Here is a 12,959-nt window from a genome sequence, read left to right as displayed (position 1 = left end):
GCCAAACACCCAGTCAGCGCGGTGCGCCACACCGCGGACACATCGGTGGTCCGCCTTCCGGAACCGCAAGTCCACAGTGTGGACACTCGTCGCCGTCAGGTGTCGTCATCGCGTCGACGACCGCCTCGGTTCCGCTCTGGAGTGAGTCGAGTGTCCCTACGTTGGCGGTTCTGTCGACCGATTGCTCCGTCCCTGCGGCCCGAGAGAACGCGAGACGAGAGCGAACGAACTCGGCGGCCTCGTCTCCATCGACATCGATCTCGTCGGGCACGGCCACGCCCTCACCGTTGACGCCTTCCAGTAGCCCCAGCGCCTCGGCGGCCCGACCGCGAGTGTACGGGTTCTCGTCTGTATCCGACAGCCGACCCGCGAGGGCGTCACGGCCGTCCGCGAGCTTCCCCGGGTGCTCACAGCCGACCGCCGCCAACGCCGTACAGAGGTGATACCGGACCAGCTCTCCGTCGTCGTCGAGGTGCTCTGCGAGCGACTCGACCTGATGGCGAAGCCGGCTCGGGTCGCCCAGGGCGACACACTCTAGCGCCTTCGCGAGTTTCTCCTTGACCTCCGGTTCATCGAACGAGAGGCCGATACGGAAGTCCGCGAGGATTGCTGGGTCACTGACCGCTTCGGGATGCTCGCGGCCGACGTAGCCGAGAGCCTCGGCGCACCGCGCCCGGACGTAGTAGAACTCCTCGTCGTCGGCGAGTCGGTCAGCGAGCGCGTCGACGACCGGACGGGCGACTGCCGGTTCCGTCCGGGCGAGTGTGACGAACAGCTTCGCGGTCGTCAGCCTAATCGCCCGGTCTTCGTCGGTCAGGAACGTTGTGAGCTGGGCTGCCAGCCCGTCGAATTGTCCTGGATTCGCTTCGGCGTGGCTTCGAACTGTCTGTAGGGTACGTTTACGGGTCTCAGTGTCTGCTGTACTGAGGTCGTTCAGCCACGTCACCGCCTCCTCGAAAGCGTCCTCACTGAGGAGCGAAAACAGTTGATCTGGTGACGGCGGCTGGTCAGAGGATGTCATTGGTCTCGTCGATATGCGATTGGGTTTCGCAACTAGTGGCTTCAATCCGGTGGTTCACCACGGGCAGATACATTCCCCAATTTCACTCGGATTCCCGGGAACGACATCGAAACTATTCTTTTTATACATACGCCTCAAACCCTTCGCCGAACAGCAGAAAGTAGCCAGTGCCGATGACGCCGATGACTGCGACCTGCTTGATCGTTTCTCCGACGGTGACGTAGATGCCCTACACTACGCAGTCGTCGAATTCGAAGCAGCACTCTCGGTTGCAGTCGAGGAAGACAGCAGTGGAGACACGTTTCGGGACGTGTTCTGGCCATACTACGAGCGCGTCAGCAACGAACTCGACGATGCAGCGAGAGTACACGGTTGGCCATTCCTTGCGGATGTAATCGATGCGCATGAGCCCACTGAGGGGGATGAATTCCCTCTCGTCACGCCCGCAATAGCAAACGCTGTCGGGCGATACCTCATTCGAACGCGGATAACCGATGGTGTCGAGGCGATTCCGGTCAAGGCACTCGAATACCTGAACACTGTCGCGGTCAACGCCCCCGAAAGCGACGACATCGCGCGCGAGGAAGTCATGCCTATGGGTGGGGAATCGGACATCCAAACCACTCGGTCATCGACCAGCTCCACGCCCGTACGACGGAAGACATCTTCTCGGTCAACCCAACAGTCGAACACGCCTTCTACGCTGACCAGTACGCTGCTGTCGACCTGCTCGAACAGCTGGTACGAGACGAATCGATCGATGGGACGCTTCCTCGCGTCACCCGTGACGATATGCCATATCGTCACTACCTGCTCGACTGCGTCTACGGACTGAAAACAGACGACTACTGGCCGGGGATGCCACGGTACTACAACTGGTACGATGAGTTCGAGTATGCCTTCGAACTCGACGAGACAGTCGAACAGCGCATCTGCGACCTCGTCGAAGAGATGGGCTTCGATGCCGATCTCTCGAATGATTGGACGTTCCGCGATCTCGGTATTTGAGGGAATTAGGCTTTGTTGAAATCCTCAGTAGGTGATATATTCTGAGTTGATTGCGGTCAATACACAGACGTACTGAACAGGTGATTCACCCGATTACTAGCGTCGAAAGAAAGGCACACATCGGTTCTACCCTCCGAAGCTGTGGCCGTATACATTGAGATAGTTAGTCTCAACCTCCGAGACCCCGGTGGGTGGAGAACGCTTTTGTATGAAACTTCCCTACCCTGTTTCACAATGACTGAGGACAACACAAACGGCGACGCCGACGATAATGGTGATAGTTCCTCTGACAGACAGGAAGCACTCGGCGGAACAATGCAGAAAGGATTTACAGGCGATGAGGACGGAGAAATTGGCTCAGAAGGTGGCTATGGCTTCATTCGGCCCTCCGCGGAGGATTCCAGTTCTGAAGGTGGCTCTAATTCCGATTCCGGTTCGGAGTAGAGACATAGATGCTTACCGGAACAGTTCAGGATCTATTTCTCGCTCTCGTTGTCGTTGTTCCGGGATTCATTACGACACAGGTCGCGGTGTCCCTCGGTGTTTTTCGGACCGATCTCTCAAAGTGGCGAATCCTGATTACCAGCCTTACTGCGAGTCTCGTCGTTGTAACACTGTTTCTTGCGGGACTTGAAGCCACAGGAGGGGCAGCAGTCACGCAACCTCAAGAAGTTGGAGATGTGTTCTTCACGCCCGTATTTCGTCCACTACGCGTTCTCTCACTGCTCCTTTTTTCTGGGGCAATTGGGTTTGTTGGTGGCGTCGGGCTTGCGCTCGACCTCCCGAAACGAACCCGAGATGGATTGTGGTCGGTACTGCCGTCGTCAAGTCGGCGAAATTTCCACGAGCCGTGGGAGGGGACACTTAGTGAAGCCGCTCGTGTTCAAATTCTTACGTCCGATGGAGCAATCGCCGTCGGAACAATATATCAGTGGAGTGACGACGGGAAGCAGCGACAGATTGCACTAAAAAATGTAGAGTGGCGCAAGCCCGGAATGGACGGTTTTAGGAGCTCAGGAACAGATATTGAACTGTTTTTCGGTGACGACATTCGGCAGGTAACCGTTATCGATACGAAAGAAACTGCTCTCGAAAGACGCCGCGAAAAAGAAGGCGACGAGAGTACGGAAGATCCACCCTCAGAGAGTGATACAGAAGAGGAATCCGCGGGTAGGCTCAAATCACTCCTCAATCATTAGATCAGGAATATTGATCGCGTCGGGACGTTCCAGATCCCACCCGTGGCGGCCAGCCGATTGTACGACAGGGCGGAGAAGCTCATTTATTGATTCAACATGGCCCTCGTACAGCTCGTGGTTATTTTTTGGAACATCCATGGAGACAGTTCTCGTCGGGATCTCATCATCAGTGATGGGTGCAGGCCTCCCCGAGCAAGTGATAAGGGCATCATTAAATCCGCGGTAGGTGGCAGTCGCCAGCAGCTCGCAACCGTCCGAATGGACAGACAATAGTCCAAGGAGAGTAGCAAGGTTCTGTTCAAGCTGTTCAACGAAGCTATTTCCGTCGAATATCCGACCTCGGTTCGATTGCTCTGTTACCCACGTTGTATCAAGCTCGAAGACCAGATTCTCAAACAATATAAGCCGTTCAGTACCGCTCTTGTAATCTGCTGTTGCTGTATTCACCGTCTCGATTCTACCCGGTTTCATTTTTCCATATTTGCCTGTCTGTCCGCCATAGGGCCGCAGATAGGCTTCTCGGTCGAATAACTCCGAAGCAGAGAAACGGATGGCATCTTCGGAAAACGCTCGTTCAGGTACAAAATGGACGACTATGCGGGGTAAATCGCCATTCTCGCTGTCTGCGTTATTACTGGGCGCTTCGTTATCGACACGGCGTTCGTGAAACGCAGCAAGTCGGTCGGCAGTATTTCGATACTCATTCCGGATTTGCCGGATCGGACAACGGTGAACAAACATTGTTATGGAATTCAGTTCAGATAGTAATTAAATTATCATATTCGTTGGGGGAGGGGGGTAGTCGCAGTTCAGGACACCGACCACTTCCACTTTCACCGCCCGGCCGTAGCTCACCTCTTTTATAGACCTGTTTATTGTCGGATCCATGAACGCACGACGACGACCGACCACCGATCTTCCCGATCTCATTCTGGGCGTCACGCTCGTCGACGTCGGCGTGGGTCGAAGATGTCCAGGGCAAGGCACTCCGAGTGTTCGACGAAACGCGGTCGCCGGAGGCCGTGAGTGACGTGCTTCGCCGCCGGCTTCGTGAGTTACGAGAGCACGAGGTGGACGCCGGCGAGCTGATCGTCGACAATCGGGTCTCGAAGGACGTGGATGACTACTCGATGGAGACGCTTACCGTCGCCGCCCTGAAGCGGGTACAGATTCAGGGGGACAGCTTGTCGCCGGGACAGCAAGTTCGGTACGTCGTCGTCGACGCGGACGCACACGGCGCTGTGCGGGTCCGGCTGGAGTTCGAGGACCTCGGGCGGTATGATACAGCGTGGTACGAGGACGCCGCCGTGCGCGCCGTCGAGAGCGTACTAGCTCCGGTTGGGTGGCGCGAGGGTGAGATCCGGCAGTATCTATCTGAGACGACAGACGAGACGTTAGCGGGATTCGTGGAGGGATAGTAGGTTTCTTTTGACAAGTGCGTGTGTCTGGAATATGGCTTCTACCTCAGAGGGACCCGTCGGCTCGAAGTTACTCCATTCGAGTGGCGTGAGGAGGATTCTAATAGCGATCACGTTCGCAATATCTGTTAGTGCGATCATTGCTACACTCTTCGGTATATTCGAGCAGGCTGGCCAGTTAGCCGCGGTTGCCTCAGCATTTGCAACGATCTTACTCGTGTCGTTAACTGCCCAATACGCTCAAATGACTCAACGGCTCGCTGAGGAAGCAGAGTCCGACAGGGAACAGCGAAAAGAATTCCGTAAAGAGGAGCAGGAAAGAGAGATCATGGCACTAAGACGGGGTTTACATGAAGAAATCGGAAAAGTGCGTACGTACGAAGATTATGTCGAGAAGTATGAAACTGGTATGAGTATATTTCAGATTCCCGCCCCCAACACAGTGTATGAATCGAATGCAGGTAGAATCGGGTTGCTGGAGGACGAAGAAGTGGATTTGATTGTAGAGTACTATACCCGATTAGACCATATTCAGACAGAAATTGAAACGCAACGGAAGTTAGATACAACGTTTGAGATGGGGCTGGCAAGAGAGTTCTATGAACGATATGAGGGGATTCTGAACTACCTTGCCCGAAAACTAACGGGAGGTAGATACGGACAACCTACAAGTAAAAATCGAGAAAAGCGAATCCGTAGACTCTTTAAGGACCTCGTAACAGCTCAATCTGCCGCTTTAGAAGCGATTGAGTCAAATTTAGACACAGAATCTGAGTGAATACTACTCATCACTACCCACTCGTTGCCTGAGATATAATCGTTATCGGCGTTTGTTCGAATGGGGTCAAGCATGGTAGGCAGTCGCGGTCCGTGCGGTCGGATCGGGTGTTTCAGAAACGGAGTAACCAATGAGCCATTAAATACCACTTGTGACTATTCTATATGTTGGGATAGATATATTATCTATGCCCGTATGAGAGATAGCATGGACGAAGCGATCGCGGCGTTCACCATGAAGTACGCTCCGTCAATAAAGAACGCAGAGTGGCATCAACGGTCATTAAAACGAGCAATTGACTCGATACAGAGGGAATCACCCGAGTGGTATACAGTAATGATCGAGGATGGTCGGTTCGGAGGAGCAATCGGGATGCCGATATACGCTTCAGCGCTCGGGCAGTACGGATACGATACTAATTTTGAGTTTAATCCAACAACGCAACCAGAACTCCTCGACGACTTTGACGAAGCCAACGCGCTTTGTGAAGAGGTTGCCAGCCGATGGAAGACAAATCTCATCGACGTGATCAGCAGCGACCAAGAAGCGTCGATGTTCTCGCCAAAAGAGTACGCTGTCTTCATCGGAAGCCGGAATCCCAAACTCAGTGAGAAAGAAGTTGCCGATGCGCTTGGTATTGCAGTCGGGACATACCGCGGGAAGGTCGGGCGTGTTCGAAAAAAAGTCCAGACAGCTCGTGCGACGCTCGCGGACGTTGAAATCACAGAGAAAAGCGACGCATGGGGAAGAGCCTCATACTCTGCGTCTTCATCTGTCCTATCTCGTGTCGACGAATCGCAACTGCCGGTCGACGCCAAAGGGATCCGGCGGGTTCCAGATCACGAAGTTCCGGTTGAGCTACTCTTAGAAGACCCGTAGAGTACAGATCGATTTCTCGGTACAGACCCATCAGTTTAAAAATCCGTAATAAGACACGACTGGTTGTAGGTGGAGACGCCCTACGTGGCGCGCTCCACTACCGCACCCCGACGAGCCGCGCGGCCAACATGACTATCTCGGCCGTCATCTTGATCGTCCGCAGCACGTCGAGGGTGTGCGGAGACCCATCGTCTCCGTCCGACTTGTCGTCGTCGGCGTCGGCATCGGTAGCCGACTCGCTATCGGTGGGCGTATCGCTCATGAAGACCGCAAGCACGAGGAACCGGAACGAACCGTGGTTGTAGGTGGAGACGCTCCGTTCCTCGTGAGATAGACAACGGGGATTGTACGGATATATGCTCAATTAGGGTGGCTGTGAACCGATCAAGCCAAGATCGATTTCAGGGTCGACGCTCCAAAATCCGATTCTCACTCACCGGCCCACTCCTCGGGGAACGTACCCGGAAGCGCGTGGTCCGGAAACGTATCAGCGAGTATTTGCTTGATTTCACGCTCAGTATCTTTGTTGATGATGTCTCGATTGATAAAAGCGAACGTAGCCATCCCGATGTTGTGAGGGCTTGCGCCCGTCGTCTTTCGATCGATCCGTCTTAGCCGCTGTTTGAGCTGATCCGGGCCAAGATCCTCGTACACGAACTCACGGAGAGCAGATTGAGTTAGATTTCGTACTTTTCCCATACTTGTACCTAAGATTCGTCCACCGAGAGATCAGGTAATCCAAGCGAGCCGGGGATCTCCATCGGGAAGTCTTTCCGATCCACAGAATGGAACAGCGGACGAAAGAGTTCTTTCACACGCTCTTCGCGGAGATTGTAGGTGTCAGCATCCTCCCCGTTTTCAGGGTTGTGGGATGGAAATGAGAGAACTGGTGTTTGAACGTGGTTGTGTGTCACCGGAGATGTCGGGAAATCTATTTTCAACTTTGAGCCGTCAAATCCGACGTACGTTGCTGTCACGAGAACGTTCTGATCTTGATGTCGCTCCGCAAGTAGCGAGAGGACGGTTGCCAAATTACCCGTGATCGAGTCGACAAGAGAATTGTGGGAGATGATAGTTTCATCGGTCTTTGTGTACGTCGCTCGTGCCGTGATGATTTCAACGACAGCATTTTCGTACAGGCTAATTTTCCTGCCGCCTTCGCCGTGCTGTGGAGCTGGATCAGTAGTCGATTCAACCCCACCGGGCATCATATCTGGACGAGTTGGACGCGGAGAACCGGAATGGAGACGAACACCTCTTTCAAGTAAGTCAGGTACCGAAAACCTCGTTGCAGCTTTCGAGAACGCTAATTGTGGAGCAATATGGATAACTGCAAGCGGGTAGTCCTCTTCCGATCTCACGCCATGGTCAGGGTCGACCCGTTGTTCATGGAACGCTGCAAATCGGCCAGTGTTATCTAAGCTTTTCTCCCAGAGACCTCGGATAGGCTGTCTGTGAGGATACACAAGTAGTCATCATGGGAGTATTCGAATAAGTGATAGCCGTATGGTGAAATTAAACGCGCAGATACCCCGCTCCAATCGACCTACTACAGGGTCTCGTTCTGCCACTCGTTGGTTATCGGGTGGCCGTACTCGTCTGGGTGAAATCGCCCCGTTCGCATGACCCAGTACGAGCCGCTCGCTTCGAGGGCGTCCTCGCGAGCGAGCGCGTCGTCGAGGAGGTCATCGACAGTGTCCGGGTCGATCGCGCGCTCGGCGTCGCCAGCCAGCTCGCGAAGCTCCTTGCGGGACGCACCGGGGTGAGCGGCGATCACATTGAGGAGCGCGTCGTACTCACTCATCAGCAGCGGTATCGAGCGCCTGCGTCCGACGCGTCTCCAATAGCTCGTGTTTGCCGACCGAGGCATCGGCCGGGGCCATGACCAGAAAGCCGGGGGCGGCGTGGCACGGGAGGGCGTCGCCAGCGTTGAAGGCGGTTCCGGTCGCCGGCACCTGGACGCGGTAGCCGTTCCCCGAGTGCTGGATTCGCGTGTCGATCCCGCGATGGATCGACTCGGTCTCTTGCGCCGCGAGCGCGACCAGTTCGGCGCGGTCGGCTATCGGGACGCACTCCGTATCGCGGCCGATCACGAGGATTAGGTCGGCGAAGCCGTACGCGACGACGTCCGAGCGGGAGGTCGTCTCGCCGTCGGCGTCCTCCTCGATGAGTCCGGCGCTCCGAACGGGTTTCGTGACTTGGAGCGCGAGACCGTCGCCGGTGGGCGTCAGTTGGTTGGGCATCTACTCATCGACCTCCTGAATCGTTGCGACTGTTCCGAGGACGGGATACTCCCACTGGACAAGCTCGTCGTCTTCGACGTGCTGGACCGCAGCGTGTAGCACCGGCGTTCCCCAGCCGTCGTCCGTCTCGACAGTCTGTATCTCACCCTGAACTGTCGGGTGGCGGTCATCGTCGACGGCGACCTCGGGAAGCTCGGAAAACTCGATGTTCTGTTGGAAGTTCCCGGTACCGTGGATGTCGGCAGGCTCGTACTCGGAACCGACAGCCGTCACCTCGAATGTCCGCTCGTCGTCGAGTGCGAGGCGGTACGTTCGGGACTCAATTCGGTTCTCGAACAGCGTTTCGGCGACATCGTCGCGCTCAATGCCGCGCGTCTCGACGCGATACACGTAGCCGATCTCAGGTGGACCGTGAATGTCCTCGATAGCGTCCCACCACCGGTCAGCGGTCCTGAATCCCGAGTGCCGCGCCCACTCGTCGCGAAGCGACCCGGCGTCGGGATCATCGAACGAGGCGATCAGTTCGACGGTCACGTCGACGAGCTTCTCGCCGGTCCGCGTGGCCCGTGCCCATGTGTCGCCGGTGGTTCGGTCACTCGTTCGGAAGGTGTAGACCTCTCCTTCTTCGAGGAGTTGCCCGCAGGCGGTTGGGTCACCAAAGATGATCGGGCCGACGTGGTTACTCGTCATCGATACAACTTCCGTGTCCGCCAGTGGTCTTGTCCATGCCTGGTCACCTGCGCGCCGCGGGTCTCCCCGCTGCGCTTGCTTGTTACTATAGTATAGTAATCTAAAGTGTCCCGAAGAGAGCTACTGGTGTCCGGCCAGCTGTTTTCCACACTCTTAGTTCTAGTGACAGGTATGAGCGATTACAAGGCGTCGACGGAGAAGCTGCTCACCGAAGTCGTGGAGGAATCATCAAGCACAACCGCGGGAAGCCGAATATCGGCGTCGTCCTCTCACATGCGGATCGCGACACGGAGGGTTTAGGCGACGCGCTCGATCAGCACGTCGAAGAGGGCCAGACCGTCGAACACAACGGCGGGTACTGGTTGCCCGAGAACCCCCCCCGACGACGCGTAATCACACCAGTTCTGTTGTTAGCCTGAGCGAGTGAAATAGACAGACTTCATTTGCTCAATACAGGTGGATGATGTAGCGCAGTAGATCAGAATCTGCCAGATACCTGGCAAGACCACCGTACAAGATACGGAGGGTGTATGCGGCACACGACCGGATTTCGTTTCTGGATTATGTATGAATCAAGAACGGGCACTTGACCCACTACCTTGTTCATGAATATATTCTGCGACAGTGTAGCAATCAACTATCGCAATAGATGCAACTAGGCACTGGTATTGATCGGAAAACGCATCCATGGATAAAAAGACATCATTCTCTTCCTGTTCCTGCGTTGTTGGAGGAGAAATAGGGCTTTCCACTAATCCTCGCTCAAAATTAAAATGAATGATATTGTTTCGAATATTTACGATTCTATCAGCAGCTTCTGAAACCTCGCCATTATGAGGTACAATATCACCGTGACGAGCTTTTGAGACAGCTTCATCTAATGTTATTTTCCAAGGATTATGATCTACCTCCTCCTTCTCAATTTCGTGTTTCAACACGGCTTCTAAAGCAGCAGAAATCGTAATCGTAGCAGCGTAATAATTTCCAGCAATATACGAGGAGGTTGCTTCACCCCAAGCGCGGAAGATAGTCTGATTTATGTATATCATTTTACGCCGACGATTTGTGTTTCCATAGGCATCCTCTTCATCATACGGTGCCCTGAATGTCCGAGTACCGGGCCCTAATTTATGAATGAACTCTTGGCGGTCTAACTGGTCTTCGAGATCAATCAAAACGTTTCGAACTAATCCGAACTGATGCCTTTCTATATTTTCCTCGCCTGCTCTCTCAATTGCTTCATCAATTTCATTGAGAAACTTGACTACCTCCTCTCGGAGTTCTTGTAAATATTCTTCATCGGTTGGAATACCCATCTTGGTATGATATTTTGGATTTGGCTATAAGAGAGTTATTGAGACGTAGAGAGCGGTCATTTCAGGAGATACAGTGACCGGTGAGATCTGCTACCAATCAATGGATCATCAGAATTGGCGTGTAACATACAGCAGGTCGGTTCAGTTATCGACGGGATGTTGGTCGGTTGTTTGGCAACGTACACTGGAGAAAACGACCGGGAAGCAGCAACCCAGACAATACCGCTATCTTCCGGCTAGGTACCGCTCGTAGCCATATCCACCGATCACACCCAGCGGAGCGATGAGAATGGCACTAAACAAACTCCCCCAGAAAGCGATTACAGCAAAAGTGACGATGAACTCTGAGACGACATCACTGAGTGCTCCAACCGAAAGCGCCCGTAGAGAGCGCAGAACACCTTGCAAAACCCCGAGTACAACCAGTGTCCCAAGTGCCGAAACGATGCCTGCCAAGGCACCGCGGACTGGTGCCGGCTTATCAGGTAGCATCACACGCCACACGACGGTTGCTACACAGACGGCGATAATCGGGACGGGAAATGCCGAAAAGTTGACGAACATGGTAGTGGCGATAACTCCCTGAGGCCTGTTGCCCTCTCCCAAGACCCAGCCGTTAAACAGAACAAGACCAAGCACCGCGGCACCACCCGCCACTATGCCCGCACCGACATCTCTTCGAGACACTCCGAGATAATCGATTAGATCCCAATTCATAACACACATTCCTTCACACACAGGTATAGTTCCATCCACACGATCCCAGATATCAGCCGCTCATCGTCTGGACCGTTGAATTTCTCAATTCAGAGACCGATGAACTCTGTCCATCTTGTAGGGCTTTCAGAACAGATCCGAGAACTGGTAGGTGTCTCAGCGATTCGTCCGCAGTTCTCATTGACCGGCTGTTTCAGACGAGAAACTGTCTGAAGAATAGGGTTTCAACAGAGTCTGTGTGTGTTAAGTTTGAAGTAGTCACTGGGGTTCGGAACCAGTGATGTTCTGGACATCAGACGTTATCTCCTGCCGTCCAATATGTGTGACCCGGTAGAACGTTTGTCGACCATCTCCATCTTCTGGAGCTCCAACGCGAGCGATCAAGCCAGCATCAACGAGCTCTCCGAGGTGGTGAGTAAGGTCAAATCCAGGATCGTCAACAGCCTTAGCGAGTTCTTTCCGTGCGACTTCCTCACGATCCCACAGGTAGTACAGGATAGCATATCGTCGACCATCACCCAGCGCTGCTTTCCGTGCGATATGATCCGTGAGCGTCCCCATACTACCGCTGAACAGCTGCTCGTCCACGTACTGTTCAAGACCGTCCTCATCAGAGTCGGTCGTCGTGGAAGTGGAATCCGAGGACATCGTTATTTGCGCGTACAGCGTGGATACATATGAATCTGCCGACTATAATGAATAATTTCTTTGCTTTTAGTTGACAGTATGGGTCCGTCGCAGGAATAACCACGCTTTTGCCGAGACAGGGTTACCTGTGAGATAATGTTTGATGGCGATACGAATTTTCGATATAACGATCGCCCGATCTCTGATATACTCGCAGAACAAGCGCCCACGGCCCCAAAGTTGGGCCCGCATAACGACTTCACGGTCTACGTGATGGGGCCGTATACTGCGTTCAACGCGGAGAAGGCCTACGACGACGCTGACAAACTCCGTACTCCCTTCCAGGATGATCCCCTCTTCGATCCGGGTAAGCACATTGATGCTGCCGGAAATAGCAATATGGAAGAAGTACTCCGGGATTTCTGCGAGGAACTCAGACACGAGCACAACTGCCGTGCATTCATCGCCACCGACATCGACATCCCCACGCATCAACAAGCCAAGGAACGGAATGAGAACCGAGGCGAAGACGAACCGGAAATTGCGGGGATGGATCCCCTTGCCCAATCAGTGGCATTCGCAGCGCACAGCGATGCCGTGCTCTTCTTATTCACCAGTGGGGGATTGACAACCGGCGTCGGAGCCGAGACAGGTGGGATCTTGGGTGAGTTCCATCTCCGACGGGGGAACCCCGCTACAACTCACAAGCCGGGCCAGCGGGTTTCGATCTACGCTGACGAGACATTCGGAAGTGCCACGATTGACGAGTTGCCAAAAGGATACAATATCCAGTACGATCGATTTGATTCAAAAGAAGAACTACACACGTCTGTTCGACGCTGGTTCGATAATCTCATCCGTGAAACCCGAGATACGGACCTTTCTGTGTTTCTTCCCGGCGAAACATACTCGTCTGAAACCAATGAGTAAGGCTCCATGGACAGTATTGTCTGAACTGCTCTGCTACTCATAGGGATTAACAGAAGAGTCCGTACATCCGAATCAACTGCTCTCGAATCACTGGCATAACTGCTGTGACTGATACACAGCGCGAATCGCTCAC

General features: G+C 54.0%; 19 protein-coding genes. 8 read left to right on the top strand and 11 right to left on the bottom strand.

Going from position 1 to position 12,959, the window contains the following annotated elements; genetic code table 11:
• Positions 1-13: 13 nt before the first annotated feature.
• Positions 14-1,066 carry a HEAT repeat domain-containing protein gene (locus QOL69_RS06105; RefSeq protein WP_283402447.1) on the bottom strand — a complete coding sequence of 351 codons (1,053 nt, stop codon included), beginning with the start codon at positions 1,064-1,066 and terminating at the stop codon, positions 14-16.
• Between QOL69_RS06105 and QOL69_RS06100 the strand changes: the two genes are divergently transcribed.
• The 4 genes from QOL69_RS06100 to QOL69_RS06085 all read left to right on the top strand — a co-directional run bounded on the left by QOL69_RS06100 (position 1,035) and on the right by QOL69_RS06085 (position 3,228).
• Positions 1,035-1,856, top strand: coding sequence for a DUF8137 family protein (locus tag QOL69_RS06100; RefSeq protein ID WP_283402446.1), 822 nt, complete (start codon positions 1,035-1,037; stop codon positions 1,854-1,856). The two genes, QOL69_RS06105 and QOL69_RS06100, sit on opposite strands and share 32 nt — an antisense overlap.
• Complete coding sequence (locus tag QOL69_RS06095) at positions 1,814-2,029, top strand: DUF8137 family protein (protein WP_283402445.1); 216 nt, start codon at positions 1,814-1,816, stop codon at positions 2,027-2,029. Before QOL69_RS06100 ends, QOL69_RS06095 begins: the two co-directional genes overlap by 43 nt.
• A gap of 234 nt (positions 2,030-2,263) precedes the next feature.
• A complete protein-coding gene (locus QOL69_RS06090; RefSeq protein WP_283402444.1) occupies positions 2,264-2,473 on the top strand; it encodes a hypothetical protein in 210 nt (69 codons plus the stop codon).
• Positions 2,474-2,481: 8 nt separating this feature from the next.
• Entirely contained in the window at positions 2,482-3,228 is a 747-nt protein-coding gene (locus QOL69_RS06085) for a DUF6338 family protein (RefSeq protein ID WP_283402443.1), read from the top strand.
• On the opposite strand, the gene QOL69_RS06080 is transcribed toward QOL69_RS06085, so the two are convergent.
• Positions 3,211-3,969: a hypothetical protein gene (locus tag QOL69_RS06080; protein ID WP_283402442.1), complete on the bottom strand. Its 759-nt coding sequence runs from the start codon at positions 3,967-3,969 to the stop codon at positions 3,211-3,213. The two genes, QOL69_RS06085 and QOL69_RS06080, sit on opposite strands and share 18 nt — an antisense overlap.
• A 251-nt stretch (positions 3,970-4,220) precedes the next feature.
• On the opposite strand from QOL69_RS06080, the gene QOL69_RS06075 reads away from it, so the two are divergent.
• The 3 genes from QOL69_RS06075 (at position 4,221) to QOL69_RS06065 (ending at position 6,303) form a co-directional block, all read left to right on the top strand.
• Positions 4,221-4,646, top strand: coding sequence for a hypothetical protein (locus QOL69_RS06075; protein ID WP_283402441.1), 426 nt, complete (start codon positions 4,221-4,223; stop codon positions 4,644-4,646).
• Positions 4,647-4,680: 34 nt separating this feature from the next.
• On the top strand, positions 4,681-5,424 hold the full coding sequence (locus tag QOL69_RS06070; protein ID WP_283402440.1) for a hypothetical protein: 744 nt from the start codon (positions 4,681-4,683) through the stop codon (positions 5,422-5,424).
• 207 nt (positions 5,425-5,631) lie between these two features.
• Complete coding sequence (locus QOL69_RS06065; RefSeq protein ID WP_283402439.1) at positions 5,632-6,303, top strand: hypothetical protein; 672 nt, start codon at positions 5,632-5,634, stop codon at positions 6,301-6,303.
• A 97-nt stretch (positions 6,304-6,400) separates the two neighbouring features.
• On the opposite strand, the gene QOL69_RS06060 is transcribed toward QOL69_RS06065, so the two are convergent.
• From QOL69_RS06060 to QOL69_RS06020, 9 genes are all read right to left on the bottom strand, one after another.
• Positions 6,401-6,565 (bottom strand): hypothetical protein, encoded by a 165-nt coding sequence (locus QOL69_RS06060; protein ID WP_283402438.1) that lies wholly within the window; start codon positions 6,563-6,565, stop codon positions 6,401-6,403.
• Positions 6,566-6,732: 167 nt separating this feature from the next.
• The gene (locus QOL69_RS06055) at positions 6,733-6,957 is read right to left on the bottom strand and encodes a hypothetical protein (protein WP_283402437.1); all 225 of its coding nucleotides are present in this window, start codon (positions 6,955-6,957) and stop codon (positions 6,733-6,735) included.
• A gap of 53 nt (positions 6,958-7,010) precedes the next feature.
• Positions 7,011-7,664, bottom strand: coding sequence for a hypothetical protein (locus QOL69_RS06050; protein ID WP_283402436.1), 654 nt, complete (start codon positions 7,662-7,664; stop codon positions 7,011-7,013).
• A 188-nt stretch (positions 7,665-7,852) separates the two neighbouring features.
• A complete protein-coding gene (locus QOL69_RS06045; RefSeq protein WP_283402435.1) occupies positions 7,853-8,107 on the bottom strand; it encodes a hypothetical protein in 255 nt (84 codons plus the stop codon).
• Complete coding sequence (locus QOL69_RS06040) at positions 8,100-8,546, bottom strand: hypothetical protein (protein WP_283402434.1); 447 nt, start codon at positions 8,544-8,546, stop codon at positions 8,100-8,102. Before QOL69_RS06040 ends, QOL69_RS06045 begins: the two co-directional genes overlap by 8 nt.
• On the bottom strand, positions 8,547-9,236 hold the full coding sequence (locus QOL69_RS06035) for a hypothetical protein (protein ID WP_283402433.1): 690 nt from the start codon (positions 9,234-9,236) through the stop codon (positions 8,547-8,549). It abuts the gene before it with no gap.
• 572 nt (positions 9,237-9,808) lie between these two features.
• Entirely contained in the window at positions 9,809-10,552 is a 744-nt protein-coding gene (locus QOL69_RS06030) for a hypothetical protein (protein ID WP_283402432.1), read from the bottom strand.
• 225 nt (positions 10,553-10,777) lie between these two features.
• Positions 10,778-11,269 carry a hypothetical protein gene (locus QOL69_RS06025; protein WP_283402431.1) on the bottom strand — a complete coding sequence of 164 codons (492 nt, stop codon included), beginning with the start codon at positions 11,267-11,269 and terminating at the stop codon, positions 10,778-10,780.
• A gap of 258 nt (positions 11,270-11,527) precedes the next feature.
• The gene (locus QOL69_RS06020) at positions 11,528-11,917 is read right to left on the bottom strand and encodes a winged helix-turn-helix domain-containing protein (RefSeq protein ID WP_283402430.1); all 390 of its coding nucleotides are present in this window, start codon (positions 11,915-11,917) and stop codon (positions 11,528-11,530) included.
• Positions 11,918-12,052: 135 nt separating this feature from the next.
• Here QOL69_RS06020 and QOL69_RS06015 point away from each other — a divergent pair, with 135 nt between their 5' ends.
• Complete coding sequence (locus QOL69_RS06015; RefSeq protein ID WP_283402429.1) at positions 12,053-12,826, top strand: DUF7509 family protein; 774 nt, start codon at positions 12,053-12,055, stop codon at positions 12,824-12,826.
• Positions 12,827-12,959: the final 133 nt, after the last annotated feature.

The sequence above is a fragment of the Halorubrum sp. DM2 genome, from assembly GCF_901686465.1.
Taxonomy (GTDB): domain Archaea; phylum Halobacteriota; class Halobacteria; order Halobacteriales; family Haloferacaceae; genus Halorubrum.
Note: the sequence above shows the minus strand (reverse complement) of the source record. Positions and strands in the feature narration are given on the sequence as shown.

What these genes read in the sequence shown, in the direction of transcription:
- QOL69_RS06080 (WP_283402442.1), bottom strand. Translation starts at nt 3,969, where the DNA reads ATGTTTGTTCACCGTTGTCCGATCCGGCAAATCCGGAATGAGTATCGA.
- QOL69_RS06090 (WP_283402444.1), top strand. Translation starts at nt 2,264, where the DNA reads ATGACTGAGGACAACACAAACGGCGACGCCGACGATAATGGTGATAGT.
- QOL69_RS06095 (WP_283402445.1), top strand. Translation starts at nt 1,814, where the DNA reads ATGCCATATCGTCACTACCTGCTCGACTGCGTCTACGGACTGAAAACA.
- QOL69_RS06060 (WP_283402438.1), bottom strand. Translation starts at nt 6,565, where the DNA reads ATGAGCGATACGCCCACCGATAGCGAGTCGGCTACCGATGCCGACGCC.
- QOL69_RS06015 (WP_283402429.1), top strand. Translation starts at nt 12,053, where the DNA reads ATGTTTGATGGCGATACGAATTTTCGATATAACGATCGCCCGATCTCT.
- QOL69_RS06045 (WP_283402435.1), bottom strand. Translation starts at nt 8,107, where the DNA reads ATGAGTGAGTACGACGCGCTCCTCAATGTGATCGCCGCTCACCCCGGT.
- QOL69_RS06025 (WP_283402431.1), bottom strand. Translation starts at nt 11,269, where the DNA reads ATGAATTGGGATCTAATCGATTATCTCGGAGTGTCTCGAAGAGATGTC.
- QOL69_RS06035 (WP_283402433.1), bottom strand. Translation starts at nt 9,236, where the DNA reads ATGACGAGTAACCACGTCGGCCCGATCATCTTTGGTGACCCAACCGCC.
- QOL69_RS06100 (WP_283402446.1), top strand. Translation starts at nt 1,035, where the DNA reads ATGCGATTGGGTTTCGCAACTAGTGGCTTCAATCCGGTGGTTCACCAC.
- QOL69_RS06030 (WP_283402432.1), bottom strand. Translation starts at nt 10,552, where the DNA reads ATGGGTATTCCAACCGATGAAGAATATTTACAAGAACTCCGAGAGGAG.
- QOL69_RS06070 (WP_283402440.1), top strand. Translation starts at nt 4,681, where the DNA reads ATGGCTTCTACCTCAGAGGGACCCGTCGGCTCGAAGTTACTCCATTCG.
- QOL69_RS06040 (WP_283402434.1), bottom strand. Translation starts at nt 8,546, where the DNA reads ATGCCCAACCAACTGACGCCCACCGGCGACGGTCTCGCGCTCCAAGTC.
- QOL69_RS06020 (WP_283402430.1), bottom strand. Translation starts at nt 11,917, where the DNA reads ATGTCCTCGGATTCCACTTCCACGACGACCGACTCTGATGAGGACGGT.
- QOL69_RS06085 (WP_283402443.1), top strand. Translation starts at nt 2,482, where the DNA reads ATGCTTACCGGAACAGTTCAGGATCTATTTCTCGCTCTCGTTGTCGTT.
- QOL69_RS06065 (WP_283402439.1), top strand. Translation starts at nt 5,632, where the DNA reads ATGGACGAAGCGATCGCGGCGTTCACCATGAAGTACGCTCCGTCAATA.